The 26,041-nt window shown below is 70.4% G+C and carries 18 protein-coding genes; 8 read left to right on the top strand and 10 right to left on the bottom strand.

The features are described 5' to 3' along the window. Window positions 1-626 precede the first annotated feature (626 nt). Complete coding sequence (locus ACWCPI_RS01820; RefSeq protein ID WP_451036222.1) at window positions 627-2,675, top strand: APC family permease; 2,049 nt, start codon at window positions 627-629, stop codon at window positions 2,673-2,675. A gap of 121 nt (window positions 2,676-2,796) precedes the next feature. Further along, the gene (locus ACWCPI_RS01815) at window positions 2,797-4,125 is read left to right on the top strand and encodes a class I SAM-dependent RNA methyltransferase (RefSeq protein ID WP_451036221.1); all 1,329 of its coding nucleotides are present in this window, start codon (window positions 2,797-2,799) and stop codon (window positions 4,123-4,125) included. 193 nt (window positions 4,126-4,318) lie between these two features. Here ACWCPI_RS01815 and ACWCPI_RS01810 read toward each other — a convergent pair whose 3' ends face one another. Next, window positions 4,319-5,566, bottom strand: coding sequence for a condensation domain-containing protein (locus ACWCPI_RS01810; RefSeq protein WP_451036220.1), 1,248 nt, complete (start codon window positions 5,564-5,566; stop codon window positions 4,319-4,321). Between the two features lie 984 nt (window positions 5,567-6,550). Between ACWCPI_RS01810 and ACWCPI_RS01805 the strand changes: the two genes are divergently transcribed. The 3 genes from ACWCPI_RS01805 (at window position 6,551) to ACWCPI_RS01795 (ending at window position 9,939) form a co-directional block, all read left to right on the top strand. Then, on the top strand, window positions 6,551-6,739 hold the full coding sequence (locus tag ACWCPI_RS01805; RefSeq protein WP_451036219.1) for a hypothetical protein: 189 nt from the start codon (window positions 6,551-6,553) through the stop codon (window positions 6,737-6,739). After that, window positions 6,736-9,087: a xyloglucanase gene (locus ACWCPI_RS01800; RefSeq protein ID WP_451036218.1), complete on the top strand. Its 2,352-nt coding sequence runs from the start codon at window positions 6,736-6,738 to the stop codon at window positions 9,085-9,087. Before ACWCPI_RS01805 ends, ACWCPI_RS01800 begins: the two co-directional genes overlap by 4 nt. A 135-nt stretch (window positions 9,088-9,222) precedes the next feature. After that, window positions 9,223-9,939, top strand: a complete 717-nt coding sequence (locus ACWCPI_RS01795; RefSeq protein ID WP_451036217.1) for a GH12 family glycosyl hydrolase domain-containing protein — start codon at window positions 9,223-9,225, stop codon at window positions 9,937-9,939. A gap of 169 nt (window positions 9,940-10,108) precedes the next feature. Here the strand turns inward: ACWCPI_RS01795 and ACWCPI_RS01790 are convergent, their stop codons facing one another. The 4 genes from ACWCPI_RS01790 to ACWCPI_RS01775 all read right to left on the bottom strand — a co-directional run bounded on the left by ACWCPI_RS01790 (window position 10,109) and on the right by ACWCPI_RS01775 (window position 14,278). Next, entirely contained in the window at window positions 10,109-11,131 is a 1,023-nt protein-coding gene (locus ACWCPI_RS01790; RefSeq protein WP_451036216.1) for a LacI family DNA-binding transcriptional regulator, read from the bottom strand. 63 nt (window positions 11,132-11,194) lie between these two features. Continuing rightward, window positions 11,195-12,031, bottom strand: coding sequence for an ATP-binding cassette domain-containing protein (locus ACWCPI_RS01785; RefSeq protein WP_451036215.1), 837 nt, complete (start codon window positions 12,029-12,031; stop codon window positions 11,195-11,197). After that, the gene (locus ACWCPI_RS01780) at window positions 12,028-13,041 is read right to left on the bottom strand and encodes an ABC transporter permease (protein ID WP_451036214.1); all 1,014 of its coding nucleotides are present in this window, start codon (window positions 13,039-13,041) and stop codon (window positions 12,028-12,030) included. Before ACWCPI_RS01780 ends, ACWCPI_RS01785 begins: the two co-directional genes overlap by 4 nt. A 220-nt stretch (window positions 13,042-13,261) precedes the next feature. Next, on the bottom strand, window positions 13,262-14,278 hold the full coding sequence (locus ACWCPI_RS01775) for a substrate-binding domain-containing protein (protein ID WP_451036213.1): 1,017 nt from the start codon (window positions 14,276-14,278) through the stop codon (window positions 13,262-13,264). Window positions 14,279-14,522: 244 nt separating this feature from the next. On the opposite strand from ACWCPI_RS01775, the gene ACWCPI_RS01770 reads away from it, so the two are divergent. Next, entirely contained in the window at window positions 14,523-15,485 is a 963-nt protein-coding gene (locus tag ACWCPI_RS01770) for a carbohydrate kinase family protein (protein WP_451036212.1), read from the top strand. Window positions 15,486-15,563: 78 nt separating this feature from the next. Beyond that, complete coding sequence (locus tag ACWCPI_RS01765) at window positions 15,564-15,866, top strand: putative quinol monooxygenase (protein WP_451036211.1); 303 nt, start codon at window positions 15,564-15,566, stop codon at window positions 15,864-15,866. A gap of 160 nt (window positions 15,867-16,026) precedes the next feature. Here the strand turns inward: ACWCPI_RS01765 and ACWCPI_RS01760 are convergent, their stop codons facing one another. After that, window positions 16,027-18,591: a GH32 C-terminal domain-containing protein gene (locus tag ACWCPI_RS01760; RefSeq protein WP_451036210.1), complete on the bottom strand. Its 2,565-nt coding sequence runs from the start codon at window positions 18,589-18,591 to the stop codon at window positions 16,027-16,029. A gap of 308 nt (window positions 18,592-18,899) precedes the next feature. After that, a complete protein-coding gene (locus ACWCPI_RS01755; RefSeq protein WP_451036209.1) occupies window positions 18,900-20,168 on the bottom strand; it encodes a DUF418 domain-containing protein in 1,269 nt (422 codons plus the stop codon). Window positions 20,169-20,475: 307 nt separating this feature from the next. Here ACWCPI_RS01755 and ACWCPI_RS01750 point away from each other — a divergent pair, with 307 nt between their 5' ends. Then, on the top strand, window positions 20,476-22,266 hold the full coding sequence (locus ACWCPI_RS01750) for an ABC transporter ATP-binding protein (protein WP_451036208.1): 1,791 nt from the start codon (window positions 20,476-20,478) through the stop codon (window positions 22,264-22,266). A 233-nt stretch (window positions 22,267-22,499) separates the two neighbouring features. On the opposite strand, the gene ACWCPI_RS01745 is transcribed toward ACWCPI_RS01750, so the two are convergent. The 3 genes from ACWCPI_RS01745 to ACWCPI_RS01735 all read right to left on the bottom strand — a co-directional run bounded on the left by ACWCPI_RS01745 (window position 22,500) and on the right by ACWCPI_RS01735 (window position 25,976). Beyond that, entirely contained in the window at window positions 22,500-23,609 is a 1,110-nt protein-coding gene (locus ACWCPI_RS01745; protein WP_451036207.1) for a sensor histidine kinase, read from the bottom strand. Then, on the bottom strand, window positions 23,606-24,313 hold the full coding sequence (locus tag ACWCPI_RS01740) for a response regulator (protein ID WP_451036206.1): 708 nt from the start codon (window positions 24,311-24,313) through the stop codon (window positions 23,606-23,608). The genes ACWCPI_RS01745 and ACWCPI_RS01740 overlap by 4 nt, the downstream gene beginning before the upstream one ends. A 361-nt stretch (window positions 24,314-24,674) precedes the next feature. Continuing rightward, window positions 24,675-25,976 (bottom strand): RICIN domain-containing protein, encoded by a 1,302-nt coding sequence (locus ACWCPI_RS01735; RefSeq protein ID WP_451036356.1) that lies wholly within the window; start codon window positions 25,974-25,976, stop codon window positions 24,675-24,677. Window positions 25,977-26,041: the final 65 nt, after the last annotated feature.

The following is a 26,041-nucleotide window of genomic DNA, read 5'->3' as shown; positions in this document are numbered from 1 at the left end:
CGGGGAAACCCCCCGATGATCCCTCGTGGTCGGATCCTGGGCTCGGATGTGCCTCAGTCCACCGTAACGTCAGGGTCCGACAGCCCCTGACGGGGTATCCGTACCGGCCGGATCGCGGGTCCGGGCAGGCCGACCGAGGGCAGGCCGACCGAGGCGCCGCGGGCGTGCCGGTGACCTGTCGGTGGCGGCGGTCGGAGGAGGCGGCCGACGTGCTCGGGGCGTCGTGGTTCAGGCGTCTTCGGGCCGGCATCGAGCAGAGTGGCCCAGGCTGCCGGACGGCGGGAGACGGCGGGAGACGGCGGGAGACGGCCGGGCTGTCCCCGTGGACGTGGCAGTGAGCGGGCCGCCATCGGCCCGCGTCTCAGCGGCGGTTGAAGCTCCGGACACTGGCCAGTGCCAGAGCGGCGAGTCCGGCGAGCGCGACGAGGGCACCGACGAGCTGGGCGGTCGCGTGCGACATGAGGTCTCCCGGATGTGATGAGCCGAACCGACGCAGGTCATGGAGGCACGCGCCTGCCTCCCGGGCCGGTGCCCGGCGCGAGCGCGACGGTGAATTCACCCCCGCGCCGCGCGCGATTTCACCCGGATGTGCTCCGCCCCAGGCAGGGGGCCTACGATTCTCTGTTGTGTCCAAACTGACCGACGTGCCCAAGCGGATTCTGATCGGGCGCGCGCTGCGCAGTGATCGGCTGGCTGAAACGCTCCTGCCGAAGCGCATCGCCCTGCCCGTATTCGCCTCCGACCCGCTGTCCTCCGTGGCGTACGCACCGGGAGAGGTGCTGCTGGTCCTGTCCATCGCGGGCCTGTCGGCTTACCACTTCAGCCCCTGGATCGCCCTCGCGGTCGTCGTGCTGATGTTCACGGTGGTCGCCTCCTACCGGCAGAACGTGCACGCCTACCCCAGCGGCGGCGGCGACTACGAGGTGGCCACCACCAACCTCGGCCCCAAGGCCGGTCTCACGGTCGCCAGCGCCCTGCTCGTCGACTACGTCCTGACCGTCGCCGTCTCCATCTCCTCCGGCATCGAGAACCTCGGTTCCGCGGTCCCCTTCGTGGTCGAGCACAAGGTCGAGTGCGCGGTCGCCGTGATCGTGCTGCTGACCCTGATGAACCTGCGCGGCGTCAGGGAGTCCGGCAGCCTCTTCGCGATCCCGACGTACGTCTTCGTCGCGGGTGTCTTCACGATGATCGCCTGGGGCGCGTTCCGCGCGCTCGTCCTGGACGACACCATGCGGGCCCCCACGGCGTCGTACGAGATCAAGCCGGAGCACGAGGGACTGGCGGGCTTCGCGCTCGTCTTCCTGCTGCTGCGCGCCTTCTCCTCCGGCTGTGCCGCGCTCACCGGCGTCGAGGCCATCTCCAACGGCGTCCCCGCCTTCCGCAAGCCCAAGTCGAAGAACGCCGCGACCACCCTCGCGCTGATGGGCCTGCTGGCCGTCACCATGTTCTGCGGCATCATCGTGCTCGCGCTGGTCACCAAGGTCCGCATGGCCGAGAACCCGGCCGTCGACCTGCTCAAGGACGGCGTCGCGGTCGGTGCGGACTACGTACAGAACCCGGTGATCAGCCAGGTCGCCGAGGCGGTCTTCGGCAAGGGCAGCTTCCTGTTCATCGTGCTCGCCGCGGCCACCGCGCTGGTGCTGTTCCTCGCGGCGAACACCGCCTACAACGGCTTCCCGGTGCTCGGCTCGATCCTCGCCCAGGACCGCTATCTGCCGCGCCAGCTGCACACCCGCGGCGACCGGCTCGCCTTCTCCAACGGCATCGTGCTCCTGGCGGGCGCGGCCATCCTGCTGGTGTGGATCTACGGCGCAGACTCCACGCGTCTGATCCAGCTCTACATCGTCGGCGTGTTCGTGTCCTTCACGCTCAGCCAGATCGGCATGGTCCGCCACTGGAACCGCCATCTGCGCACCGAGACCGACCAGGCCAAGCGACGCCACATGATCCGCTCCCGCGCGATCAACACCTTCGGCGCCTTCTTCACCGGCCTGGTGCTGATCGTCGTGCTCGTCACCAAGTTCACGCACGGCGCCTGGGTGGCCCTGCTCGGCATGGTGATCTTCTACGGCACGATGACGGCGATCCGCCGCCACTACGACCACGTCTCCGAGGAACTCGCCGCCCCCGAGGGCCCGAGCGACGACATCGTGCGGCCGTCCCGGGTGCACTCCGTCGTCCTCGTCTCCAAGATCCACCGCCCCGCCCTGCGCGCCCTCGCCTACGCCAAGCTGCTGCGCTCGGACACCCTGGAGGCGCTCAGCGTCAACGTCGACCCGGCGGAGACCAAGGCGCTGCGCGCGGAATGGGAACGGCGCGGCATCGACGTGCCGCTGAAGGTGCTGGACTCGCCCTACCGCGAGATCACGCGGCCGGTCATCGAGTACGTGAAGAGCCTGCGCAAGGAATCCCCGCGCGACGCGGTCTCGGTCATCATCCCCGAGTACGTCGTCGGGCATTGGTACGAGCATCTGCTGCACAACCAGAGCGCGCTCCGGCTGAAGGGCCGGCTGCTGTTCACGCCGGGCATCATGGTGACCTCGGTGCCGTACCAGCTGCAGTCCTCCGAGGTGGCCAAGGCCCGTGCCCGCAAGCGGCAGGAGTGGAACGCGCCGGGTGCGGTGCGGCGCGGGCCCGCTCAGGAACGTGCCAAGGAGCCCGACGCCCAGCACTGACCGGGGCCGGGGCCGGACGGGGAGCACGTAGACTGGTGGGCTGTTGTCGGGCCCGGCCCGGCCCCCCGCGGCCCCTGTTCAGGGCCGTTCCGTCACCCTCTCGATCTGGAGTCACCCCACCATGCAGGCAGAACAGAAGAAGTCGCTGGTGGGCGAGGAGTACGAGGTCGAGATCGGCCCCGTCGCCCACGGAGGGCACTGCATCGCCCGCACCGACGCCGGGCAGGTGCTCTTCGTCCGGCACACACTGCCGGGCGAGCGGGTCGTGGCCCGGGTGACGGAGGGCGAGGAAGGCGACCGCTTCCTGCGCGCGGACGCCGTCGAGATCCTGACGGCGTCCAAGGACCGCATCGAGGCGCCCTGCCCCTTCGCCGGCCCCGGCCGCTGCGGCGGCTGCGACTGGCAGCACGCCAAGCCGGGGGCGCAGCGCCGGATGAAGGGCGAGGTCGTCGCCGAGCAGTTGCAGCGGCTCGCGGGACTGACGCCGGAGGACGTCGGCTGGGACGGCACGGTGATGCCGGCCGAAGGGGACAAGCTGCCCGCGGGCCAGGTACCGCAGTGGCGCACGCGGGTGCAGTACGCCGTCGACGCCGACGGCCACGCCGGACTGCGCCGGCACCGCTCGCACGAGGTGGAGCCGATCGACCACTGCATGATCGCCGCCGAGGGCGTCAGCGAGCTGGGCGTCGAAAAGCGCGACTGGACCGGCATGGCGTCGGTGGAGGCGATCGCGGCGACCGGTTCGCAGGACCGGCAGGTGATCCTGACGCCGAAGCCCGGCGCGAGGCTGCCGATCGTCGAACTGGACCGCCCGGTGTCGGTGATGCGGGTCGGGGAGAAGGACGGCGGCGTCCACCGCGTCCACGGCCGGCCCTTCGTCCGCGAGCGCGCGGACGGCCGCACGCACCGCGTCGGCAGCGGCGGCTTCTGGCAGGTCCACCCGAAGGCGGCCGACACCCTGGTCACGGCCGTCATGCAGGGCCTGCTGCCCCGCAAGGGCGAGACTGCGCTGGACCTGTACTGCGGCGTCGGCCTCTTCGCGGGCGCGCTCGCCGACCGACTCGGCGACCAGGGCGCGGTCCTCGGCATCGAGTCCGGCAAGCGCGCGGTGGAGGACGCCCGGCACAACCTGGCCGACTTCGACCGGGTACGCATCGAGCAGGGCAAGGTGGAGACGGTTCTGCCGCGCACCGGGATCACCGACGTCGACCTGATCGTCCTCGACCCTCCGCGGGCCGGGGCGGGCCGCAAGACGGTGGCGCATCTCGCGTCACTGGGAGCACGGCGCGTCGCGTACGTGGCGTGCGATCCGGCGGCGCTGGCCCGGGACTTGGGGTACTTCCGGGACGGGGGGTACCGGGTGCGGACGCTGCGGGTGTTCGATCTGTTTCCGATGACGCATCACGTGGAGTGTGTGGCGATTCTGGAGCCGGTGGCTAAGGGCTCCTGACCTGCGGTCGCCAACTGGGCGGCTTCTTCGGCCTGTTTCCCCGCGGCGGCAGGTGTCGTGGTGACCAGCAGGCTGCCGCCGACGACGGCGCCGGTCATGGCCAGGGCGGCCGGTTTCTTCATGGTGCGTTCCCCACTAAACGCACCCAGGCCGAGCCGGAATTCGGGTCGGCCATCCTCAGGCCGCCGCGTCTCTAGGCGTCGGTGAAGGAACCACTCCGTGCGGCGTGACCGCCGATCGCGGCTCCGACCAGCCGCCTTTCGAAGGAGAGGAGTATCTGTTCGAGATCCGTCGCGTGGAAAGACGTCGCATCAGTCCCGAGACTGATGCCGGCCGTCTCGGACATACCCCACACATCGAAGCAGAGCTTTCCGGAGTATGGGTCGACAGGTTTGGGGAATCGTCTGCAACGGCTCGATTCCATGGCTCGCTCGATGTCCTGCTGTGCGCTGTCCGCGCGAGCTCGGATCAGCGTGCGGGGCGCTATGGGGCGGATGTTGACCACGTACGGGTTGTGCGCGGAGCGGCCCAGTTCGGCGGAGACCTCGGCCAGGGACCGGGCGTAGCGGTCGGGCTCCCGCAGGCTGACGGAGGAGGACCTGACGAGCGTCGCGTCGACGGCCCGGCACAGCGCCGGGAACCGGTCGTTGCCCAGGGACGTGTCGACCGGGACGAGGACCCTGCCGGCGATATGGGCCACCGCCTCGCGGGCGAAGGCGGTCTGCCGATTGGCCATCACGGTGTTGAACACGCAGCTGCCGATGCCGAGGTGCTCGGCGAGCGCGCACGCGTACGCGGCTTGCAGGACGGCGGCCACGGATGTCCGGTACCTGTTCGCCAGAGCGGCTGCCGCGAGCGCGACCGCCGACGAGTCGAGGCAGGCGAAGTTGTAGACGGCGTCCCCGTCGTGGCTCGCCGGCGCGTGGAGTTCGGGCATGACGGTCTGACGGAGCATGGCCCGGTCATGGGTGTCGACACGATGGGCGTGCCGCAGCCCCGAGGGGCTGGCTTCGAAGCTCGCGATCTGCCGCTGCTGCCACCCCGAACCGAGGTCGGTGCGCGGATCGGTGGCCAGTCGGGCTATGCGTTCGGCCACGATCCGGGCGGCCGTCGTGTCCGCCGAGAAGTGGTGCAGTGACAGCGCGATGTGGATGGGTCTGCCGTCCACGGTGACGACGGCGGCCCGCAACGGCAGGTCGTCCGGGCCGAATCCGGGCTCGGCCAGCCGGAGGGTGAAGGCGCTCAGCTCGTCGTGTGTCGGGGGAGCGTCGGAGGCGTACTCGTCGACCTGGAGCACCCCGGAGGCCACGACGACCGCGCGCGGGTGCCCGTCCGCGTCAGGTGGATACAGCGTGCGCAGCGCCTCGAAGTGGGCCATGACCACGGCGAAGGCATGCAACACCGCGGCCATGTCGGGCGTGCCGTCGAGTGCCCGCCCCATCCGTATGTTCCTGTTGCGGGGTCCGTGAAGATGGGGGTGGCATCCCTCGCGTTCATGGGCCTTCTGCGACCACGTCAGTCCGTGCTCTCCAGCGGTGCCGGCGACGAAGACGACGTCATGGCGCGCGATCTGTCGCATACCCGCCCCGGCCCTCCTCCGCTACGTCGGCGGCGCGCCACGTCTCGTAGTGCGTGCCGCGAGTCCGCCGACCGGACGGCGTGGAGGCCCCCGACTCCCCACGCCGTACGGCGGTACGACGACGCGGCCGGAGCACGGGCGCCCCATCTCCAGGCAGAGGATAGGTTCACGCGGACCGCGTGCGTCAATGCTCGGAAGGCAGGGAATGCGGCGGCGGCGGACCGTTTCACCCGCGTCCGGCCGCCACCGTGTCAGACCGGTCGTCACCTTGTCCCGGCGGGCTTCACCGCATTCCATCGATCGTCACCGCTTGGTGTCGGCGACAGCGGCCAGGTGGTACCGGCCGTCGGTGCCCGCGAGGAAGTGGCGGCCCGCGAGCAATCGTGCCGGTACCGGAATCGCCGTCGGCGTACAACTCGACGGTCGCGTCCTCCACCGTCACGCGGGACACCTCGGCGTGATAACGCCCCGTCCATCTGCCGGGGCCACGGTATCGAAGCGCTTCGATTTCTGATTTCGTGCCGAGTTCTGCGTCAATCACATCTCTTCCAGCCGCCACAACCCGGTCCTCGAGCGCTGGCGTTCCCCTCCGAGAGTGCGCCAAGAGGCGGGTTCACCTCGACCAAAGCCGTATGGAGGCCGGAGCGTTCAGCCGCCCTTCGCCGTGCCTGTTGCCGAAAAGTGACCTGGACGGCCCGTTGTCGCGCCCGGAAACACGGTCTTAGTCTCACCGAAACATCGAAGCGCATCGACTCCGGTTTCACCGCCAGTCCGACTCACCCTCGGACGACTCAGCGTCGGCCGGCCGCCGGTCGGATCTCTCGAAAACGAAGGGCGGCAAACGGCATGAGCCTGGAGACGAACCGCCGAGCTGTCCCGAGCAGCAAGAAGGACCTGACCGCCGCGCTGCCCGCCCATGGCCCCAGCACGGTCGGCGATCCGGACATCGCGCCCGTCGGACTCCCCAACGCAACGGTCACGGAGCCGGGTTACCTGACTTTTCCCGCGCACCCGAACGGCAAGGACCCGTCATGACCCATGCCCCGCACCTCTCCCGCCGAGGGCTGCTGGCCGCCGGCGCGGCCGCGGCCGCACTCCCCGTACTCGCCCCCTCCACTGCCTCAGCCGCGTCCACAGGTGCGGCCGGGAAGGCCAGACGCACGCCCTACACCTTCCGCAACGCGGAAATAGTCGGCGGCGGCTTCGTCACGGGCATCGTCTTCAACCAGTCCGAACCCGGACTGGTGTACGCCCGTACCGACATCGGCGGCGCCTACCGCCTCGACCCGGCGTCCCGGCGGTGGATCCCCCTCACCGACTGGATCGGCTGGGACGAGTACGGACACACCGGCATCATCAGCATCGCCACCGACGAGGTCGACCCCGACCGCGTCTACCTGGCGGCGGGCACCTACACCATGCCCGAATGGGACCCGAGCATGGCGGCGATCCTGCGCTCTACCGACCGCGGCCGCACCTGGAAGACCACCCCCCTGCCGTTCCGCCTGGGCGGCAACATGCCCGGCCGGGGCATCGGCGAGCGCCTGGTGATCGACCCGAACCGCAACAGGATCCTCTACCTGGGAGTGCGCGGGGGCCACGGGCTGTGGCGCAGCACCGACCACGGCAAGACGTTCGCGAAGGTGACGAGCTTCCCCAACGCGGGCGACTTCGTCATCGACCCCACCGACCCCGACGGCTACAACGGCGACAACCTGGGGGTGCTGCAAGTCGTCTTCGACAAGCGCACCGGCAGAGCGGGCAGGGCCACCCGGACCCTTTACGTCACCGTCGCCGACAAGGACAACATCCTGTACCGGTCCACCGACGCGGGGGCGACCTGGGAACGCGTACCCGGGCAGCCCACCGGATTCATCCCGCACCACGCGGTCTTCGACCACGTCGGCGGCTACCTGTACCTGGCGACCAGCGACACCGCCGGCCCGTACGACGGCTCCAAGGGCGACGTGTGGAAACTGGACACCGCCACCGACACCTGGACCCGCATCAGCCCGGTCCCGTCCACCAGCGACGACAACCAGTACGGTTACAGCGGCCTGACCATCGACCGGCAGAACCCGGACACCCTGATGGTGTCCACCCAGGTCAAGTGGTGGCCCGACTGCATCCTCTTCCGCTCCACCGACGGCGGCGCGAACTGGACCCGCGCGTGGGACCTGGGCCCCGACAACGAGCGCACCCTGCGCTACGACATCGACATCTCCGACGCCCCCTGGCTGACCTGGAACGCCTCGCCGTCGCTGCCCGAGATCGCACCGAAGCTGGGCTGGATGATGGAGTCCGTCCAGATCGACCCCTTCGACTCGGACCACTTCATGTACGGCACCGGGGCGACGATCTACGGCGCGGACAACCTGACCGACTGGGACACCGGTGGCACGGTGCACCTGTCCGTACGGGCCCAGGGGCTCGAGGAAACCGCTGTCATGAGTGTGATCAGCCCGCCCGTCGGCGTGGCGCACCTCTTCTCCGGCGTGGGCGACGTCGGCGGGTTCCGGCACACGGATTTCCGCAAGGCGCCGAAGATGTACGACAGCCCGACCTTCGGCGGCACCCCGGCCCTGGACTACGCGGAGCTGGCACCCCACACCATCGTGCGGGTCGGCCACCCCACCAGCGGCTGGACGCAGCACTTCGCCGTCTCCACCGACAGCGGCGGCACCTGGACGCCGTCGCGCAGTGAGCCGGCCGGCGTCACCGGGCCCGGCGTCGAGGACCAGGCCGTCGCCGTCAGCGCCGACGGCAGACGGATCGTCTGGTCCCCGGCCGGCGCGCCGGTCAGCTGGTCCGACGACCACGGAGCGACCTGGACGGCGTCGAAGGGGCTGCCGGCCGGGGCCCCGGTGCGCTCCGACCGGGTCAACCCGGCGGGGTTCTACGCCTACGACGCCGGCGTCTTCCACCTCAGCACGGACGGCGGCGAGAGCTTCGAGGCCACGGCGGCGACCGGTCTGCCCACCGCGGGGAACGTCCGGTTCAAGCCGGTACCGGGCCACGAGGGCGACATCTGGCTGGCCGGCGGCACCAGCAAGCGCACCACCCCCACACCGTACGGGCTGTGGCGGTCGACCGACTCCGGAACGTCCTTCACCAGGTTCACGGCGGTGGACGAGGGCGATGTCGTCGGATTCGGCAAGGCCGCGCCCGGCGCCACGTACCCCGCCGTCTACACCAGCTCCAAGATCGGCGGCGTGCGCGGCATCTTCCGTTCCGACGACGCGGGCCGGACCTGGATCCGCATCAACGACGACCGGCACCAGTACGCCTGGACCGGCAACACCATGACCGGAGACCCCCGGGTCCACGGTCGCGTCTACTTCGGGACCAACGGACGCGGAGTCATCTACGGCGACCCGAAGTGAGATCTGACTTCCGGTCGCCGCGCTCCGCACCCCCGTCCCGAAGGGGAGACCGACGTGGCTCTGCCGCCACGGCAGGACGACCGACCTCTCCTGACCTGTGTGATCCCCCCACTCAGCACGCATTCCGGAGGGCTGATGAAATTCCGTATCGGCTGGGCCGCGCTTCTCGCGGCTCTGGCTCTCGTCTTCACCCTGCCCAACTCGGCGGTGGCAGCGTCGCAGACGTACTGGTTCAAGCACTACTCGACCGGTGGCAACGCCTCGACGTGGTACGCCAACGACAACTCCTGGGGTGTGAACTCCCCGACCGGCACCGGCTTCGTCGCCATGGTCAACGGCAAGGACTGGGGGTGGTCGTCCCCGGTGACCACGCTCCCCAAGAAGATCGGCGCCGTCAGTCCCAACAACACGACGTGGTTCAGCCAGTCGGCGTGGCCGAAGTCAGGCTCGCGCTACAACGCCACGTACGACATCTTCATCGACCCGATCCCCGAGCCGAACAACCGCAACTCCAAGACCGAGCTGATGATCTGGCTCAACTGGCACAACACCAGGCCGCTGGCCGACCGTTACGACGCGAACGGCGAAGCGATCCCGACCGCGACCAACGTCAGCCTGGCCGGCCGCAGCTGGGACATCTACGACTACCACTGGCCGAACGGCGACCACACTCTCAGCTTCCTGGACAGGAGCAGGTCCGGCTGGTGGTCCGGCAGCCTCACCCCGTTCTTCGACTACGGCCTGAACAAGGGCCTCTACACCAACGACCACTACCTCAACAGCGTCATGGCGGGCTGGGAATTCGGGCCGGGTGACTACACCGCCCACTCCTGGGGCGCCGTGGGCTTCTGACGCCGCCACCAGCACTAGGGCGGAGCGGTGACCGGCCGCCCCCTGGCGGAAAGTACCGCCCGACTCTCCGTACGGAGAGTCGGGCGGCCCCGGAGCAGCGCCTCTGGCCTGGGCTCTTCCACGACCCACGCAGGCCGGCATCTCGGCGACCGGTGAGCCTCCTGCGTCTCTACGGCTTGGGAACGGGCTGCTCCCCCGAGCCCCGGATGATCAGCCGGGTGGGAACGGTGATGGTGCGAGCCCGGGAGCGGTCGCCGTCGAGGCGGGACAGGGCGGTGGCCGCGGCGGCGCGGCCGAGTTCCTCGGGGTCCTGGGCGACGACGGTCAGGGCCGGTTCCAGTGCCTCGGCGAGTGATACGTCGTCGAAGGCGACGACGGCGACGTCCTTGCGCTTGCTGCGGGCGAGTTGGGCGACGATGCCGAGCGCCATGATGTTGTTGCCGGCAAACAGGGCCGTGGGGGGATCGGTGAGTTCGAGGAGGTGGGCGGTCGCGGCCTCGGCGCCCGGCTGGTCGTGGGCGTTGGCGACGAGCGAGCGGTCGTAGGGGATGCCGGCTTCCTGCAGGGCGGCGCGGTATCCGGCGAGGCGTTCGCGGCGGGTGTACAGCTTGACCGGCAGGTCGCCGACGAAACCGATGCGGCGGTGGCCGTGGGCGATCAGGTGGGCGACGCCGTCCTCGGCGCCCGCACGGTTGGAGCTGACGATGCTGTCCGTGGACAGACCCACTCCCGGTCGGTCGAGGAAGACGATGGGCAGTCCCGCCGTGCGGTGCGACTTGAGGTGGGAGTGATCGGCGCCGACGGACGGCGCGACGATCAGGATGCTGACGCGCCGGGCGAGGAACTTGTCCGTCAGGGCGCGTTCGCGGTCGGGGTCGTCCGCGGAGGAGCCCATGAGCAGGGTCAGTCCGCGTTCGCGGACAGCGTCCTCTATGGCCCGGGCCACGGCTCCGAAGAAGGGGTTGGCCAGGTCGGGGATGACCAGGCCGATGGTGGTGTCCGGGCCGCCGACGCGGATGTTGCGGGCCATGAGGTTCGGCTGGAAGCCGAGTTTGGCCACGGCGGCGAGGACCTGTTTCCTGGTCTGCTCCGAGGCGTATCCGTCCTCGTTGAGGACCCGGGAGACGGTCTTGGCGCTCACGCCCACTTCTCGGGCGACGTCTGCCAGGGTCGGGCGGCGGTTCGCTGCCATGGAGGAAACGGTCTCCTGTCTCGTCGGTTCCGGCCGCGGCCTCGGCCGGAACCTGTGAGTGCTTCAGTTGGCCTGGACTCCCGCGGCCTTCGCGGCCTCGGAATCCGCTACGACAGTACCCCCGGCCTCGTCGACGCTGAGCGCGCCGGTCATGATCGCGACGACCTCCGCCATGGAGTAGTCCGAGGGCTTGATCACGGCGGCACGCCGGCCGAGGCGGTGGACGTGGATCCGGTCGGCGATCTCGAACACGTGCGGCATGTTGTGGCTGATCAGGACGACCGGCATGCCCTTGTCGCGGACGCGGCGGATGAGGTCGAGGACCTGTCCGGACTCCTTGACGCCGAGGGCGGCGGTGGGTTCGTCCATGACGACGACGCTGCGGGCCCATGCGACGGCGCGGGCGACCGCGACGGCCTGCCGCTGACCGCCGGAGAGGGTCTCGACCGACTGGGTCAGGGAGCGCAGGCCGATCTTCAGGTCGGCCATGTGCTCGGCGGCCTCCTGGCGCATGCGCTTCTTGTCGAGCATGCGGAAGGCGCTGCCGAGGATGCCGGGGCGGCGCAGTTCGCGGCCGAGGAACATGTTGGACGCGATGTCCATGGAGGCGGCCACGGCGAGGTCCTGGTAGACGGTTTCGATGCCGTGGGCGCGTGCGCTCTGCGGGCCGGAGAAGGTGATCGGCTTGCCGTTGAGGCGAATCTCGCCCGCGTCGGGGACCAGCGCCCCCGTGAGGGCCTTGATCAGGCTGGTCTTGCCGGCGCCGTTGTCGCCGATGACCGCGAGGACCTCGCCGGGCATCAGGTCGAAGTCGGCGCCGTCGATGGCGGTGACATGGCCGTAGCGCTTGACCAGACCGCGGGCCTGCAGGACAGGGGTGGGGGAGCCGGTGCTGGTCATCGGGCCTTCTTCCGGGAGATCTGGTCGACGGTCACCGCGAGGATCACCAGGACACCGGTGATCAGGGTCTGGTAGATCGAGGCGACGCCCATCAGCTGCAGGCCGTTGCGGAACACACCGACGATGAGGACGCCGATGAACGTGCCCAGCACCGAGCCGCGTCCGCCGAAGAGGCTGGTGCCGCCGAGGACCACGGCGGTGATGCTGTCCAGGTTGTCGGTCTGCCCGGCCTGGGGGTCACCGACTCCGGTGCGGGAGATGAGCAGCAGGGCGGCGATGCCGTACAGCAGACCGGCCACGGTGTAGACGCCGATGGTGAGGCGGGAGGTGCGGATGCCGTTCAGGCGCGCAGCCTCCGGGCTGTTGCCGAGGGCGTAGACGTGCCGGCCCCAGCTGGTGCTGCTCAGGGCGTAGGCGAGGAGGAGGAACAGGGCGATCGTGACCAGCGAGCCGTAGGTGATGTCGGTGTTGCCGAGCGGGAAGGTCTGCCCGAGGGCGGTCAGCGGGCCGGGCAGGTTGGTGACCGTCTGCTCCTCGGAGTAGATGTGGGTCAGTGCGAACGCCACGTTGAGCATGCCGAGGGTGACGATGAACGGCGGCAGTGGGATCTTCTGCACCAGTGCCCCGTTGAGCAGGCCGAAGCCGCCGCAGACGACCAGGCCCAGCGCGATGGCGGCGAGCGGTGGCAGGGAGCCCTCGGCGGCCATCTTGGCGATCATGATGCTGCCGAACGCCATCACGGCTCCGCAGGACAGGTCGATGCCCGCGGTGAGGATGATCAGCGTCTGGCCGATGGCGAGGGTTCCGACGACCATGACCTGCTGCACGATCAGCGAGAAGTTGCCGCCGGTGAGGAACTGGTCGGTCGAGAGGGAGAAGAAGACACAGGCCAGGAGGAGGGCGGCCAGTGGGCCGGTGGTCGGCTGCGTGAGCAGTCTGCGGACCGTGGTCGGTGCTTTGAGCTCGGCGTACGCCTTGGACGTCGAGGGCGGCGTGGACGTGGCAGTCATGCGAGGTCCTTGTCGGAAGGCTCAAGTCCTTGCCGTTCCTTGTCGGACGGCAGGAGGACGAGGGGGCGGCCGGCCCCGGTCGGGGAGGGGGTCGGCCGGCCCACTGAGGGGTGTCGAACGGCGGCAGCCACCGGGTTCGAACGGCGGCCGCTGCGGGCCGCCCGGCGGCGGCAACCGCAGTGCTTCGAGCGGCGGCAACTGCAGGGTTTCGAGCGGCGGCTCAGCCCCAGCAGTTCTCCAGGCCGTAGGCGGTGTCCTTGGACGTGACACCGTCCTGCGCCTTGTCGGTGATCAGCGTGACGCCGGTGTCGGTGTAACCGGACGCCTTCTTGCCGTCCTTGGCGTATGTCGCCACGGCCTTCACGCCCTCCGCGGCCATCTTCAGCGGGTACTGCTGCGAGGTCGCGGCGATCTTGCCGTCCTTGACGGCCTGGGTGCCGGTGCAGCCGCCGTCCACGGAGACGATCAGCACGTCCTTCTCCCGGCCCTTCGCCTTCAGCGCCGTGTACGCGCCGAGCGCGGCCGGTTCGTTGATGGTGTAGACGACGTTGATGTCGGGCGCCTTCTGCAGGCAGTTCTCCATCGCGGTCTGGCCCTTGGCCTGGTCGCCTCCGGTGTCCTGGGCGCAGACGACGTCCTTGTCGGTGGCGCCGAAGCCCTTCAGGAAACCGTCGTGCCGCTGGACGCCGACGGAGACGCCCGGCGCGAGGTCGAGCGTGGCTATCTTCGCCGTCTTGCCCTTCATGGCGGCCTTGGCGTACTCGCCGATCAGCTCGCCGGCCTTGAGGTTGTCGGTGGCGAAGAGGGCGTCGACCGCGCTCTCCGGGTCGGTCGGGGTGTCCAGGGCGATGACCAGGACACCCTTGGCCTTGGCCTTCTCGAGTGCCGGCACGATCGCCTTGGAGTCGCTCGGGGTGATCAGGATGCCCTTCACCCCGGCGGCGACCATGTTCTCGATGGCGGTGACCTGGCCGGCGTTGTCTCCGTCGAACTTGCCCGCGGCGGTGGACAGTTCGACGCCGTGCTCCTTGGCGGCCTTCTCCGCGCCCTCCTTCATCTTCACGAAGAACGGGTTGGTGTCGGTCTTGGTGATCAGGCCGACCTTGACGCTGCCCGATCCGGCGTTCGCCGAGTCCGATCCGGATCCGGATCCACAGGCGGTCAGGGTGAGGGCCGCGACGCCCGTGCAAGCGGCGACTCTGAGCAGGGAGGAGGGCAGACGAGAGATGCGTGACATGAACGACTCCTGCGGGATTGCGGGCGAGCGGCCGGCATCGAGGCATGCCGTCCAAGGTGTCATCGTTGACTTATGTCATCGTTGACACTGCTTGGCGAGGATGATGGACTCCGTCTCCAGGCAACGTCAATGCCTTGCACCCGTCACAAATCGGCAACGCCCGGGGCGGTCACCCGCCCGAACCCGCTCAGCGACTGCCCGCAACGTGCCCGTTCGCCCGCGCGTTTCGAGAGAAGAGCAGCTCATGACCCTGCCTCGGATCACCGTCCTGGGAGAGTGCGTCGCCGACGCGTTCACCGAACCCGCGAACGCCCGGAACGAACTCGCCCTGCGAGTGCTGCCGGGCGGCGGACCGGCCAACACGGCCGTGTCCCTGGCCCGGTCGGGCACGCCGACCCGCTTCCTCACGCGGCTGTCCGCCGATGTGTTCGGCCGCCTCTTCCGCGCCCACCTGGAGGCATCCGGGGTCGATCTGTCGTACGCCGTCGAGGCCGCCGAGCCCAGCACGCTGGCCGTGGCCGAGCTGGACGCCCAGGGCCGGGCCACCTTCTCCTTCCACGCGCAGGCCACCGCGGACTGGCAGTGGACGAGCGCGGAACTGGCCGGGGTGGACCTGTCCGACACCGCGTGCGTGCACACCGGGTCCCTGGCCCTGGTCAAGGAACCCGGTGCAGCCGCGGTGGAGGACTTCCTGGCAGCGGCCGCCCCCGGGGCGACCATCAGCATCGACCCCAACGTCCGCCCGCTCCTGGTGCACCCCGAGGTCTACCGCGCCCGGCTGGCGCACTGGTGCGGCCTCGCGGACGTGCTGCGGCTCAGCGAGGACGACCTGGGGCTCCTCCTGCCCGGAACGCACCCTGAGCAGGCGTGCGACACCTGGCATGCGGCCGGGGCGCGGCTCGTCGTGATCACGCGGGGTGCCGACGGCGCCCTGGCCTCGCTCGACGGGGAGCGGGTGCGGGTGCCCGCCGTGGCGACGCCGGTCGTCGACACGGTCGGTGCCGGGGACTCCTTCACCGCCGGCCTGCTGCACCACCTCGGCAGTCACGGACTCCTCGGCGGCCGGCTCACGGACGTACGTCTCGGCGATGTCGAGGCAGCCTGCCGGTACGCGACGAAGGTCGCGGCCCTGACCTGCTCGGTCGCCGGACCGAACCCGCCCTGGGAGGGCCGGGCGGTGCGGTCGGGGGCCACCGCCGACGTCTGACGGACCGTCTGCCGTCCACCTCACCGGCTGCGCCTGCACCGCCGGCTCGACTCCACCCATTGACAAGGACCCGAACCCATGACGAAGACCCTGCTCGCCGAGTTCACCGCCCGAGAGGGAGCGGAGGACGAGGTCGCCCGCCTGATCCGGGACTACGCCCTGAAAGTGCGCGAGGAGGAAGGAAATCTGGCCTTCGACGTCTACACCAAGGCCGCCGCCCCGCGCGCCTACTGGATCTTCGAGGTCTACCGGGACGAGGACGCCTTCAGGGCCCACCTGGACGCCCTGTACGGCGCCCCGTTCAACGCCGCACTCACTCCGCTGATCGAGGAGGACGCCTCCGTACTGACGTTCCTCGATCCGCTGGCCACGCATGCGTGACCGGCGTGGAACACCGACGGCGGCCCGAAGTTGGGCGTGCCGACGTGGGGGAGCGGCCGTCGCGCGGTGGCCCACCGCGCTCCACGTCGGCGCCCGCCTCCCACAGAGCCGCGCGCCGGAAACCGCCCCTGGCCGGCCGGCGCACGGCCCTTGCGGCTCGTCACCGCCAGATGGACGTCAGCTGCCACGCCCGCAGGTGGTCGAGGGTGGCGGTGCCGCCCTCGGCGAAGACCTCGACGCCGGTGCTGGAGGGGTCGGGGAAGATCTGGTCGGTGATCACTGCCTCGCCGTTGCCGCCGAAGACCTCGACGGACGACCGGTCGACGAGGATACGCAGCTTGACCTGGCCGTTCCTGGCCTTCAGGGGGGCGGTCTGGACGCCGGTGGAGAAGGCGTTGTGGAAGTCGACGGCGCCGGAGCGGGTGCGGTCGAGATACAGCTCCTGGGTCGTGGTGTCGTAGCCGATGACGGTCTCCTCACCGCCCGCGCCGGTGCGGACCTTCAGGCCGAAGCGTTCGGCGTCCCTGAGGGAGAAGGCCGCCTCGACGTCGAGCGCCCCGCCCTCGGTCGTCTGGCTGATCAGGGGCTTGGAGGTGTTCTTGACGGTGACGCCGTACGCCGTCGCCGGGCGCTTGTTCCGCAGGGCCGCCAGGCTGCTCACCGGCGTGCTGGTCAGCCGGATCCGGCCGTCGACGGTGCGCAGGGCCATCTCGCGGGGGATGCTCTGCGCGCCGCGCCAGGGTGAGGTGGGGACGGACTGGCCGTAGTCCCAGTTGTTCATCCAGCCGATCATGTAGCGCTTGCCGCCCGGCACGTCCTCCCAGGACACGGCCGCGTAGTAGTCCTTGCCGTAGTCGGCCCAGTCGGCGCGCTGCACGACGGACTTGGCGGGTTTGTCGGCGGCGGTGAACCGGTCGGCCAGGATGTGACCCCAGCCGGCGGTGTTCCTGTCGACGACCTGGATCCGCGCCTGCTTGCCGACGTACGGGCGCATGTCGAAGGAGGCCCAGTCCAGGGTCTCGCTGTCGGCGCCCGTGGCGCTGCGGACGACCTTGCCGTCGACGAGCAGGTTGACGGACGTCTCCGTGGACACGCGCTGGGCCGTGGTGTCGGACAGCACGATGTGGTCGATGTCGAGGTGGCCCCAGCCACCGGTGTTGTCGTCGACGATCCTGATCCGCGCCTTCTTGCCGGCCAGGTCGCTGACGTCCCAGGAAGCCCAGTTGAGGGCTTCGGCGTCCTTGCCGGTGGCGCTGCGGAGGACCTGGCCGTCGACGAGGAGTTCGACGGCGGTGGGGTTGTCGGAGCCGGACGGGTGGTTGCCGCCGCCGATGAGGAAGTTGACGTACTTCCTGTCGACGGTGAACTCAGGGGAGGTGAGGGTGCCGGTGGTGGCGTCGCCGTTCAGAAAGGTGTTGGCCAGGCCGTCTCCCAGGTATCCGGAGACCTGCTGCTGGCCGGGGAGGGTGCCGGTGGCCGGTGCTTTGCCGAAGGCGTCCCCGGTGGCCGTCCAGTCGCCGTACGTTCCGTTCTCGAAGTCGGCGAGGACCGTGCCCTCGGGCGAAGTGGTGTCCAGAGCGGTTCCGGCCTCGTGCGGGTGCCGCCCGCCACCGATCTTGAAGTTCAGGTAGGGGCTGTCGACGGTGAAGGAGGGCGAGGTGAGGGTGCCGGTGGCGCCGTCGCCGCCATGGAAGCTGTTGGCGAAGTGCTTGCCCTCGAAGCCGGTGACGGCCCCCTGTCCGTCCACCGCCCCGGTCGCCGGTCCCTGGCCGAACGCGGTGCCGGTGGCCGTCCAGTCACCGAAACCGGCGTTCTCGAAGTCCTGCGTCACCGTGCCGGTGGGCGGGGTGTAGGTGCCCTTGTCGTCGGCGGTGAACTTCTCGCCGTCGAAGTCGCCGATGAAGTACTGGGCGGCCGAACCGCCCGCGATACCACCGGGGTTGAGGTTGACGACGAGCACCCACTTGATGTTGTTCCTGTCTCCGTCGACCGCGAGGGGGAACAGGTCGGGGCACTCCCACACGCCGCCCGTCGCGCCGGCCGGCCCGAACTCGCTGAGCTGCGTCCAGTCCTTGAGGTTCTTCGACGAGTAGAACCGCACCTTGTGCTCGGCGGACAGCGAGACCGTCATGAGCCAGCTCTTGGTCGGCGCGTACCACTGGACCTTCGGGTCGCGGAAGTCCTTGGACCCGATGTCGATGACAGGATTGCCCTGGTACTTGGTCCAGGTACGGCCGCGGTCGGTGCTGTAGGCGAGCGACTGGGCCTGCTTGCCGCCGTCCTTGTAGGCGCTGGTGTAGATCGCCACCATGGGCGGGTTCTTCTCGGTGCCGAACCCGGTGGTGTTGTTCCAGTCGACGACCGCGCTGCCGGAGAACACCATCTCCTCGTCGTCGTGCGACAGGGCGAGCGGCAACTCCTGCCAGTGCACGAGGTCCTTGCTGACCGCGTGCCCCCAGGACATGTCGCCCCAGGAGTTGCCGTTCGGGTTGTACTGGTAGAAGAGGTGGTACTCGCCCTTGTAGTAGACGAGGCCGTTGGGGTCGTTCATCCAGTTCTTCTCCGGGGTGAAGTGGAACTGGGGCCGGTAGGTCTCGGTGTACGGCGGGGTGTCGGCCGCGAGTGCCGTCCGGGGGGCGAGCGGGGCTGCTGACAGGGCGCAGACGGTCGCCACCGCCGCCAACATCCGTATGCGGGCAGGCCGGGATACGCGTACAGAGCTCATGGTGTCTCCTAGTCCCGCGGTCGTCCGGGCAGCGGTGACCGCGGCCCCGGCGCGGACGGACCGAAAAGTGACGTCTCAGGTCGGCGTCGACGTCCACGCCGCCGACCGAGGTGTCATCGTTGACTTGTGTCATCGATGACATCGAGTGGGACCGATTATGAGCCGCAGTCAGGTGACCGCGTCAACGGTTCGGACGTGATCGGGTCCCGTCGGCCGCCCGTCGGCCGGGGCTCGTCGTCGTGGTGTGCCGGATCCATGAGCGATCCAGGCCGGGGTGGAGCGCGGCGGCGCCGCACCCCGGCCGGGGTTCACCGGATGTGCTTCGCCGGCTTGGTGGCGGCGTTGAGCAGGTGCTCCAGGGGGCCGCGGCGGAAGAAGCGGGACCAGATCGCGGCGAACACGATCGCCCCGAGGACGTACATGAGCAGCGGTACCCATGACTGCTGGGTGCCGGTTCCGGCGGGGGTGGACAGTGCGGACTGCGCGAGGAAATGGCCGACGTAGGCGGTCAGGGACATGGTGCCCACGGCGATGACCGGTTTCGCCAGGCGGCGCAGCCGCGGCAGGCGGTCCATCAGCACCGTCGCGCCCACGATCACGAGGATCGCGACTCCGACGCTGCCGATGATGTCGAACGTGGTGCCGCTGTGCGGCCCGGCCGCCAGGAGCGACGACGCCGGCATCTCGGGGAACGACCCGCCGTCGAGGGGCACCGACCCGCTGCCGGGGAGCATCGAACCGGAGCTGCCGGACGACGACCCGTCTTCCGCCATGCTCCTCAACGCGCCCTTGCCGGCGAGCAGCAAGGACATGCCGTACGCGGCCGCGGTGAGGGCGGCACCGAGCGCGGCCAGGCGCCGCTGCACAGTGCCCGAGGACAGGTCGAGACGGCCCAGCGCCATGCCCGCGATCACGAACGACATCCACGTGAGCGCCGGGTAGAAGCCGGTGAGCAGCAGATCGAGGACCCCCACCTCGCCGACGCGGCGGAGCGGGTCGTAGGCGTTGATGCTCTGCTGGGCCGACTCGCTCAGCAGTGAGGTCAGGACGAACGCCAGCTGCGGCGTGACCAGCGCGAACGCGGTCGCGATGAGGGCGAGGGTCCTGGCGCGCAGTCGCACCAGGGGCAGGGCCAGCAGGAAGTAGACCCCGTAGAAGCCGAGGATGATCACTCCCCCGTACTCCATCGCCATCACGGTGCCCAGGGCCAGCAGGACCACGGCGCGGATCGCGATGCGGGCCTTCGCCTGCCGGCCGGCCAGGCCGGTCTTGGGTTCGCGGCGCCCGGCGAGCAGCATCAGCGAGAACCCGGCGAGGGTGGCGAACAGGACCGACGAATGGCCGTCCGCTATATACCGGATCCAGCTGGCGACGCCGGACGTGGCCGACAGCGGGGGGCCGATGTGCACCACGTACATGCCGAACACGGCCAGCGCACGGGCCAGATCCACCCCGACGAGGCGTCCCATCGAGGGACCGGGCGAGGCCGCAACGGCGGCCTCGGGGGAGGTCCGGGGCGGCGGAGACGAGTTCTCCCGCGGAGCTGACGTCTCCTGCGGCGGCTGTGTCTGTGTCATACGGAGAACCTCGCGCGGACGTCAGGGGGCGGACCATCCGGCAGTCTTCGGTGGTGCCCCCGCCGGTCGGCGGGTACCGCCCTGCCGACCGGCGGAGACCCGTCCCAGGGCCGGTCCCGTGCGACCGGACGGCTGTCTTCTTCAGCCACTCGGCGGGGGTGGACCCGACAGGTGCCGGATGGGCGCGGGGCGGACGGGCTTCCAGGCTGGAGGCACAACTCGTCCACCGAGCCGACACCTGCCCACACCCCTGGCCTGCCGGGCACCGCCGATGCCTGCCCGGCAGACCGCAGAAGAAGGGAACTTCGTGAACACCGCCGCATCCGCCCCGACGACGGATGAGACTCCTCCGTCCGCCCGGGAAACGGCCAAGGCACTGTACGCGTACGTCCGGCCGCACCGGTGGGCCGTCGCCCTCGGCCTGCTGTGCGCCCTGGTCGGGGCCGCCGGGGGACTGCTGCAGCCGCTCGCCACGAAGGCACTGGTGGACCGGCTGGCGTCCGGTGAGACCATCGCCGGGATCCTGATCGGGCTCACCGTGCTGGTGCTGCTGGGCACGGCCGTCGAGGCGTTCGGCGCGTATGTGCTGGAGCGGACGGCGGAGTCGGTGGTCCTGGCCGCGCGGCGCACCCTGGCCGGGCGCCTGCTGCGGCTGCGGCTCGCCGAGTGGGAGCGGATCCCGCCGGGTGATCTGATGTCCCGGGTCACCTCGGACACGACGCTGCTGCGTGCGGTCAGCACCCAGGCGGTCGTCTCTGCGGCCACCGGCGCGGTGTCCTTCGTGGCGGCGATCGTGATGATGGCGTACCTGGACGTCGTACTGCTGGGTGTGACGCTCGGGGTGGTCGTGCTGGTCGGCGGGGCGGTCACCCTGGTGATGCCGAAGATCGCGCAGGCCACCGAGCGGGCGCAGGAGGCGGTCGGGGAGGTCTCCGTCGCACTGGAGCGGTCTCTCGGAGCGTTCCGTACGGTCAAGACGTCCGGCGCCGAGGGACGGGAGACCGCCCGGGTGGAGGCGGCGGCACGGCGGGCGTGGCGGCACGGTGTGAAGAGCGCGAAGTGGGAGTCCGTGGCGGGCACGGCCGACGAACTCGCCGTACAGCTGGCCTTCCTCGCGGTGCTCGCGGTCGGCGGGGCACGCGTGGCGTCCGGGGACATTCCCGTATCCACCCTCATCGCCTTCCTGCTGTACCTCTTCTACCTGATCGAGCCGGTGTCCACGCTGATCGAAGCCGGGTCCTCCTATCAGGAGGGGGCGGCCGCGCTCTCCCGGATCGCGCAGGTGGAACGCCTGGCGACGGAGCCGGCCGACCGGCCCACGGGCGCCCTGCCGAAACCGGGGGCAGCGGCCCCTGGTCCGGCGTCGGTGCGCTTCGAGGACGTGTCCTTCCGCTACCGTCCGGGCCTGCCGTACACGCACCAGAAGGTGAGCTTCGAGGTGCCGGAAACCGGGATGACGGCCTTCGTGGGCCCCTCGGGGGCCGGCAAGTCGACGGTGTTCGCGCTCATCGGGCGGCTCTACGAGGCCACCGGCGGCCGGGTGCTGGTCGACGGCAGGGACGTACAGGACTGGCCGCTGCCCGAGCTGCGATCCGTCATCGGCTATGTGGAGCAGGACGCCCCGGTGCTGGCCGGGACACTGAGAGAGAACCTCGTCTTCGCCGCGCCCGGCGCCACGGACGACGACATCCGCGACGTCCTGTCCCGGACAGGACTCGACACCCTCGTCGAGCGGCTGCCCCACGGTCTGGACACCCCGGTCGGACACCGCGGCTCCCAGCTGTCGGGCGGCGAACGGCAGCGCGTCGCGATCGCCCGCGCCCTGCTGCGGCGGCCGAGGCTGCTGCTGTTGGACGAGGCGACTTCGCAGCTCGACGCCGTCAACGAGCTGACGCTGCGGGACGTCATCACGGACATGGCCCGCGAGACCACGGTGCTGGTGGTGGCCCACCGCCTGTCGACGGTGACCGGCGCAGACCGGATCGTCGTCATGGACGGCGGACATGTCCGGGCCGTCGGCACCCACGAGGAATTGGTGGCCCAGGACCCGCTGTACGCACAGCTGGCGGCCACCCAGTTCCTCGCCCCCGCGCGATGACCCCTCACTCGCGGGGTTGTCCGGTCGTCCCCTGCTCCACTCCCGACCGGACAACCCCACGCACCGGCACTCACGCGAACCAAGACCGCGAACGGCCCTGGGCCGCCCCGCCGGGCTCCCCGTGTCGAGTTCGGCCTTCGTGCGCCCGCGCTCACCCGGTTCGGCGCAGGGCCGTCCCGGCGCACCGGTCTGGTGAGCCGGCGCGAGCCGACCGGTCAGCCTGAGGGGGCCGGTCAGTCCGCGTCGAGGGGAATCCGCAGCCGCACCCGGTAGCCGCCCTCCGCGGTCGGACCCGCGTCCAGGGCGCCGTGCAGGATTTCGGCCCGTTCCCGCAGACCGACCAGGCCCTGCTGTGAACCGGGCAGGGGCAGGGAGGGACGCGTGGGCGCCGTGTTGGTGACCGTCACTCCGACGTCATCGCCGTCCTGCCACAGCTCGACGCACGCGGTGGCGCCGGGGGCGTGCTTGCGGACGTTGGTCAGGGCCTCCTGGACCGTACGGTAGAGGGCCCGTTGTGCGGGTGTGCCCACGGCGGGCGGCAACTCACCCGACAACTCCACGTGAGTGCCGCTGGACTCCACAAGTTTGCGCAGGTCGGCCAGGGTGGGCTGCGGGGTCAGCTCGGTGGCGTGGCCGCCGGAGGCACGCAGCAGCGTGACCATGGTGCGCAGTTCGTCGAGCGTGGTGACGCTCAGGGAACGGATCGTGCGGGCGGCGTCCTTGGCGTCCGCGTCCTTGGTGGCGACCTGCAGGGCCCCGGCCCGTACGGCGATCAGGCCGACCTGGTGGGAGACCACGTCGTGCATCTCGCGGGCCAGCTGGGCGCGTTCGCGGGCGAGCACGGCCTGGGCGTGCAGGACCCGCTCGTGCTCCCTGGCCTCCTCGATCTCGGACAGCCGCCGCGCCAGGTCCCGTTGCGCCTGGAGGAGCTGGCCGAACAGGACCGGGGCGACACTGGTCGCCAGGCCGTAGACGAAGAAGACCAGCGTCATGGTCCGGTCGACCTCGGCCAGTGGCCACGGAGCACTGCTCGCGACGGCGGACAGGGCGACGCACACCGCGAGGAGACGGCGGTTGCGGGACCGCTCGGCCAGGCTGAACAGCGCCACGAGCACAGCGACGGCGACATCCTGCGTCAGCGCGATGGGCAGGGTGAGCAGGAACACGCCGAGCGGGAACCGGCGCCGGAACGCCAGCGCGGCGCAGCCGACCGCGGCCAGCGCGACACCGGCACGCGTGTGCTCCCACATGTTCAGCCAGCTGTCCACGGCCGCCACCGCCACCACGACGACGTCGACGACCGGCGCGGGAACCCGCTGCCACACGGCACGTGCACGGCTCATCGGCCGGTCTCCGACCGGGGGCGCTCGTCGAGCAGTCCGGCCCGCTGCGCCAGCAGCGCGGCCTGCACCCGGCTCGTCACCCGCAGCTTCGTCAGAATCGCGCTGACGTGATCCTTGACGGTGCCGGCACCCAGGTGGATGCGTGCCCCGATGTCGGCGTTCGACAGCCCTTCCGCCACCAGGACGAGGACATCTCGCTCACGCGCGGTGAGCAGCCGGACCCGGGCGGCCCCCTCGTCGACGGCCGTCTGGGTGCCGGGGTGACTGTGCAGCAGGGTCCGCGACGCCTTGGGGGAGAGCACGACGCCACCGGCGGCCAGGGTGCGCACGAGGTGGGCGAGCTGCTCCGGCTCGGTGTCCTTGAGCAGGAAACCGGCCGCCCCGCAGTGCAGCGCGGTCACGATGTACTCGTCGGCGTCGAACGTCGTCAGCATCGCCACCACCGGCGGATCGGGCATCGTCCGCAGCTCGCGCAGCACGGTGAGTCCGTCGGTGTCCGGCATCCGGATGTCCAGCAGCACCACGTCGGGCCGCTCCCGCCGGACGGTCTCCACGGCACCGCCGCCGCTCGCGGTCGCGACGACCTCGATGTCCTCGGACGCGCCCAGAATGAGTTCGAAGCCCGAGCGGACCAGTGCCTCGTCGTCCACCACCACTACCCGGATCACGCGCTCCGCCTCACTTTCGCATGCCGTCCGGCCCATGCCGTTCTGACCCTAAGGCCACGCAGAGCTTCCGCGGCCCGACGAGCGGGACCTCCAGCCACACGGCGGGGGAGCACCCACCAGTCGGCAGGGACGGCGCAGCCTGCGGCCGGATGGTCCGTGATCGGTCCGGTCTCCGGCCTGAGTGGCATGACACGTCACCCGGCTCGCTGCCACTCCTGGCCGACGCGCTGCCCCCGGCGGGCGAGCACACCGAGCCGGCGCGAGGCCGCTCGCTCCCCACCGTCGGCCGGGCCGACGACGTCGTCTCGCCGCTCCTCATCGGTGGCCGTCCGGCCCTGACACGGGTCGGCGGGGTGGAGCCAGGACCGTCCTGGCTCCACCCCGTGGTGCGGGCGTGTCACTGGAACTGTGCGAAGAACCTCCAGATCTCTGCCTTGGTCCACGTGGCGACGCCGCTCTCGTTGGGGGAGCCGTCGACCGGACCGGGTATGTGGCCTCCGTCGAACGCGGCCCACTGGACCGGGTATCCGGCACGGCAGCCCGAGTAGGTGGTGGTGATGTGCGTGCGGCTGCCCTGCGCGGGCTCGCGCGGGCTCTGGGAGGCGCAGCCGTTGTTGCTGACGAATCTGTCGCGCAGGGACCGTCCTTGCCCGATGTTGAGGACGGAGTCGCTGATGCCGTGGATTCCGAAGTAGGCGATGGGCTGGGTGCCGCCGCTGCACCCGCTGATCTGGGCGCCGGAGATGACCGCGACGGCCCTGAAGACGTTGGCCCGGCTGCACGCGAGTGCGTAGCTCATACCGCCGCCCCAGCTGAACCCGGTGGCGAAACGCTGTGCCGGGTTGACACAGAGGCCGCCCTCGATGCGCCGGATCATGTCGTCGACGAAGGTGACGTCCTCACCGCCGGAATTCGCCCAGCCGTTGCCGAGGCCCTGGGGGGCGACGAGGATCGCGGAGTTGTTCGACTGTTCCTGCTGGCCGTAGTAGGACCAGGCGCTTCCGCTCGTGCCGCCGGAGGCGACGTCGCCGGCTGTGCCGCCCCGCCAGTGGAACGCGAAGATCAGCCGGTAGCGGTGGCTGCTGTCGTAGTTGGCGGGAACCCTGAGGATGAAGCTGCGGCTCTTGCCGCCGCTCTGGATCGTGTGCGTACCGCTCGCCAGGGTCGGCGCGCTGCCGCAGGCCCCGCCGCCGCCGGACGACAGTTTGACCAGCTGCCACTGCTGGTTGGCGCCGCCCCAGTCGGTGTACTGGACGACGTTGCCGCCGTCGGCGGTGGAGGCGCCCTGCACCTCCACCGCCTTGCCGCTGGTGCGGTTGATCAGCCGGACGTGGCCGGCGTCGGAGTCCGCCAGGCGGAACTGCTGGTTGGCCCCGTTGTGGTCGGCCCACTGCTGGATCGCGGCACCGTCCGCGGTCGAGGCGCCGGCCACGTCGAGAACCTTGCTCGAATGCCGGGCCTTGAGGCGGTAGAAGCCGTCGCCGGAGGCGACGAACTGCCACTGCTGGTTGGTTCCGTCGCCGCGCGTCCACTGGCTGACCCGCGCGCCGTCGGCGGTGGAGGCGCCGGAGACGTCCAGTGCCTTGCCGCTGTTGCGGTTGACCAGGACGTACCAGGCGTTGGTGTCCACCGTCGCCGCCTCGGCGGGCGCCGGATTCACCACGGCGAGCATGCCGGCCGCGAGGGTCGCCGCCACCACGGCGGCGATCCGGGACCACCAACGATGTCGTCCCGGAAGGGCGGGGGAAACCGCACCGTGAGTCT

Source organism: Streptomyces sp. NPDC001920, assembly GCF_053594495.1.
Note: the sequence above shows the minus strand (reverse complement) of the source record. Positions and strands in the feature narration are given on the sequence as shown.